The sequence below is a fragment of the Accumulibacter sp. genome, assembly GCF_023806625.1.
Classification (GTDB): Bacteria; Pseudomonadota; Gammaproteobacteria; order Burkholderiales; family Rhodocyclaceae; genus Accumulibacter.
In genome coordinates, this window is sequence record NZ_JAMTDX010000050.1 from 1 (window position 1) to 3,766 (window position 3,766).

Genomic DNA, 3,766 nt, shown 5'->3' on the forward strand with positions numbered 1-3,766 from the left:
AGCGCTCCCCGCGCGAGAACCCGGCGAAACCGGCGACGGGTGGACGGTTTTCAGCACCCCCGGCGGTTTCACGCTCGATCGTGCGGATCCGCGACAAAAGATCGGCGGCGGAGCCGTACTCGACGGTCTTGCCGTCGTAGCTGACCCGCAATGTGCCAGACGCGTAGGCGCGTCGCAGCGCGTCGAGTTCCGCATTGGTCCAGCTCATCGCAACCATCCTTTATCCACGCCCGAGAGCCAGTCGGATCGGCGTTTGCCGCCGGGAACGGGCGCACGCGCCAGCACACCGGCTGCGATCGACGCATCCGGTTTCACATCGACGATTCCTTCAGGCGCCGGTCCGACCTGATCTTCCAGATTGCGCCATTTCTCATCGGTCCAGCGATCCGCACCCGCGATCCAGGCAGCCGCCCGGGCGTAGACCCGGCAGTCGAGGACTTCGTTGCGTTCGCGAAGCTTCTGCCATTCGAGCCGCTGGAATCCCCGACGGGTCTTCACGCTCACGAGTTGTTCGGCGACGAGCTGCTTCACCCACTCCGCTTCGAGCCCGCGCGGCAGATGCACGAAGCCCGCCGGATATTGCGCGCCCTCGGCGAATTCCTCGTCGGTCGGGCGCATGAGCCGCAGATGCCGATAAGTCTCGCTTTTGAACGTAGCCACCGCGACCGTCCAGAGACGAGCACCGCGCCGCAGCTTGCGGCCGGCTTCCGTGACGTCCACGAAACTTGGGCCCACGACGGGTGCCGCCCGGTTGAAGCCTTCGACACCCTTCAGGGGTGCGACCTGCGCATGACCTGCCGATCGTGCCCAGGCATAGACGGCGGGCGACTCGTAGCCGCTATCGATGCCGAGTTTCGCCAGACCGAGCCGCGCGCCATGGGCATGCGGCCACGTCCGGTCGAGCAGGCCTGAGAGTTGTCCCCAAGTCTCGGCATGCTCGGGCCCGCCATCGATGACGATATGGTCGACGAACCAGCTGGTCAGTCCCCGTCCCCAGGCCCAGACCGAAACTTCGATCCGGTCCTTCTGGACGTCGGCGCCAGCGGTCAGGAACAAACCACCGCTCGGCACGGTGCCGATCTGCCAGTCCTCGCGGCGTTCATAGAGCCGTTGCCAGTCAGGCGCTTCGCCGGTTTCGATCCAGGTCTCGCCTAACACGCCGTTCTTGAAACTGCGCTTGGCTTCATCGGTCGCCAGCGACGCTTCCCACATGCGCGCGATCATCGCCCAGCTCATCCAGCCGACCGGCGAGTAGAGCGCCGACAGATGGAACCCGATCGTACCGGGATCGGCGGCTTCCGCCGTCGGACGCCAGTCGCCAGCATGGAGCATCTCTATCTTGTGGTGCTCTTCGACTGCACCGTCGCAGGCTTCGCATTGGTAATGCGCGGTATCGGGTTTTCCCTTCTCCCATCGCAGCCGCTCGAAGCGCAGCCACTGCCGATGCTGGCAATGCGGGCACGGCACGAAGAAGCGTCGCTGATCGGATGCCTCGAACTCGCGCTCGATCCGCGACACGCCATGGATCGTCGGCGTCGAAGCGAGAAACACTTTCGAACGCCACGAGAAGGTGCGCGTGCGCGCCTCGGCGAGTGCGACCGGATCGCCTTCCTCGTCAGCCGAGGGCGGATAGGCGTCGACCTCGTCGAGAAAGAGGTAGCGTGCCGGCATCGAACGCAGTCCCACCGCGCTGTTGGCGCCGGTGATGACCAGAAGACCGGCCGGAAACTCCTTCGACAGGACCGTGTTGCCGGCATCCCGCGCGCGCGCCGGTTTGACGCGCTCCCGCAGGGCCGGGCTTTCCGCGATCAACGGTTCGATGCGCTGGCGCGAGAAGCGCTTGGCAAGCTCGACGGTCGGCTGCACCGAGAGCATCGGACCCGGCGCATGATGGATGACGTAGCCGATCCAGTTATTGCCGGCCTCGGTCGCCCCGACCTGCGCGGCCTTCATGAACACGATGCGCCGCGCGGGGTGCGACGGCGACAGCGCATCCATGATCGCGCGCATATAGGGCGTGCGATCGGTTCGATAGCGCCCCGGCTCGGCCGATGCGCGCGGGCTCAGGAAGCGATGCCGGTCCGCCCATTCGGAAACAGTCAGCAGCGGATCCGGGGTGAGACCGTCGCGCCAGGATTGCCATAGCTCTTCAGCACCCTCGAAGCCGAACAGATCAACGGAACTCTGGTCGGACCTCGGCAAGTTCGGCGAGGTGGGCGCGGACATGTGTCTCTAAAGCCTTCTGCATCGGATGCGCCTCCACGCCAAGCTCGGCCGCGATCAGCGCGGCGACACGGGCGGGCCAATTGACCCAAGTGTCCCGCTCCTCGCGCGCCATGCGAAAGACAAGTGCGGTCGCGCGCGCCCGGTCGATCAGCTCGCCCTTCATGCGCTGGAGCCGAAGGCGCGCGAGATGCGCCTTGGCGATCTCATGGGCGGTCCGCGCCTGGACGAACGTCACATTGCCGCTCGCCGGCAGGCCCTGCTCCTTGAGAGTCTCCCGGACCGACCCCATGGCTGCCTCGGCCACGGGCTTGAGCTTCTCGGACTTGGCCTTGGACCGCCCGGGTTCGGTCGAACGCTCCCAGGAAATGTCGGCCTTGGCCGGGTCGATCGTGCCATCCGGCTCAAGGGATACGCGCCCGGCCTTGGCAGCGCGCAGCACCGCGACGTGGCTCACGCCGCGATGCCGGGCATAGGCGCGGATTGATAATCCCATGATCGTCCTGGCTCGAAGAAAGCAATCAAATGCTGCGCTTAAGAGCTTGGCTCCGGGCCAAAGCAGCGCGTGTATGGCGTCACCATCAAGGAACGGAGAGCGCCATGACCAAGACCCCGCTTAAGCAAACCGCCCTCGACGCCTTCATCGCCCGCAAGGCCGAAATCGACGCGATGCTCGACCGACTGAAGGCTCTGAGCGACGACCATTTCGACTACGCGCCCGACGACATCAATTGGGGCCATGTCGGGACACTCGCCCATTACGCCGAGCTTCTGAAGCGCATCACCGACAGTGCCTTCAAGGAAGGCGAACACGCCGAATAGGCGACCCTCGTCCCGCTTATGCCCCGACCGGCAAAGCCGGCGGGGCTTGGGCTCGTAGGAGAGCCGCGATTGTCGCGGCTCGCTAAGCAAGGAGCCCACACCATGGCGAAACTTTCCGATTCCCAACTCGTCGTTCTTTCGACCGCATGCCAACGCCCCGATGGCTGCGTCTTCCCGGTCACCCTGAAACTCAAGGGCAATGCCGTCGGCAACGTCCTGAAGAGCCTCCTCACCAAGGGATTTCTCGAAGAAGTCCCTGGCCGCGCAGACGATACCGTCTGGCGCTACGACGATGGCGCGCCGCTGACGCTACAAGCGTCGCGCGCCGCCTATGACGAACTTGGTATCGAGCCCGAGACGGATCCCGCCACCGAGGGACGCCATGCTGCCGCCATCGACGATGGCGGACTGGTGGGTGGCACCCCAGCCGAGCAAGGCATCGTCGCGGCCAAGATCGAAACCCGAACGCGCAAGACCGATCAGGCGCCGCGCACGCGCGGAGACAGCAAGCAGGCGAAGCTCATCGAGATGCTCAAGCGCCCCGAGGGCGCCAGCATCGAGGAGATCGTCGCGGCATTCGACTGGCAAGCCCACACGGTCCGGGGTGCGATTGCCGGCGCCCTAAAGAAGAAACTCGGTCTCGACGTGACGTCGGAGAAAATCGAAGGGCGCGGTCGGGTCTATCGGATCGCCTGATCGCTACAAACATCAGCGCCGTCGG

At 65.3% G+C, this 3,766-nt stretch carries 5 protein-coding genes; 2 read left to right on the forward strand and 3 right to left on the reverse strand.

What is annotated here, in order from left to right:
* From NFW05_RS08830 to NFW05_RS08840, 3 genes are all read right to left on the reverse strand, one after another.
* Positions 1-208: hypothetical protein (locus NFW05_RS08830; RefSeq protein WP_295305176.1), on the reverse strand; the 208-nt coding region annotated here is incomplete at its 3' end.
* Positions 205-2,226 carry a phage terminase large subunit family protein gene (locus NFW05_RS08835; protein WP_295305179.1) on the reverse strand — a complete coding sequence of 674 codons (2,022 nt, stop codon included), beginning with the start codon at positions 2,224-2,226 and terminating at the stop codon, positions 205-207. The genes NFW05_RS08835 and NFW05_RS08830, both read right to left, overlap by 4 nt.
* Positions 2,174-2,719 (reverse strand): elements of external origin, encoded by a 546-nt coding sequence (locus NFW05_RS08840; RefSeq protein WP_295305183.1) that lies wholly within the window; start codon positions 2,717-2,719, stop codon positions 2,174-2,176. Before NFW05_RS08840 ends, NFW05_RS08835 begins: the two co-directional genes overlap by 53 nt.
* 104 nt (positions 2,720-2,823) lie before the next feature.
* Between NFW05_RS08840 and NFW05_RS08845 the strand changes: the two genes are divergently transcribed.
* Entirely contained in the window at positions 2,824-3,045 is a 222-nt protein-coding gene (locus NFW05_RS08845; protein WP_295305186.1) for a hypothetical protein, read from the forward strand.
* A gap of 102 nt (positions 3,046-3,147) precedes the next feature.
* Positions 3,148-3,741, forward strand: a complete 594-nt coding sequence (locus NFW05_RS08850) for a DUF3489 domain-containing protein (protein ID WP_295305189.1) — start codon at positions 3,148-3,150, stop codon at positions 3,739-3,741.
* Positions 3,742-3,766: the final 25 nt, after the last annotated feature.

Coding starts and splice junctions, on each gene's coding strand:
- NFW05_RS08835 (WP_295305179.1), bottom strand. CDS start 2,226: ATGTCCGCGCCCACCTCGCCGAACTTGCCGAGGTCCGACCAGAGTTCC.
- NFW05_RS08840 (WP_295305183.1), bottom strand. CDS start 2,719: ATGGGATTATCAATCCGCGCCTATGCCCGGCATCGCGGCGTGAGCCAC.
- NFW05_RS08845 (WP_295305186.1), top strand. CDS start 2,824: ATGACCAAGACCCCGCTTAAGCAAACCGCCCTCGACGCCTTCATCGCC.
- NFW05_RS08850 (WP_295305189.1), top strand. CDS start 3,148: ATGGCGAAACTTTCCGATTCCCAACTCGTCGTTCTTTCGACCGCATGC.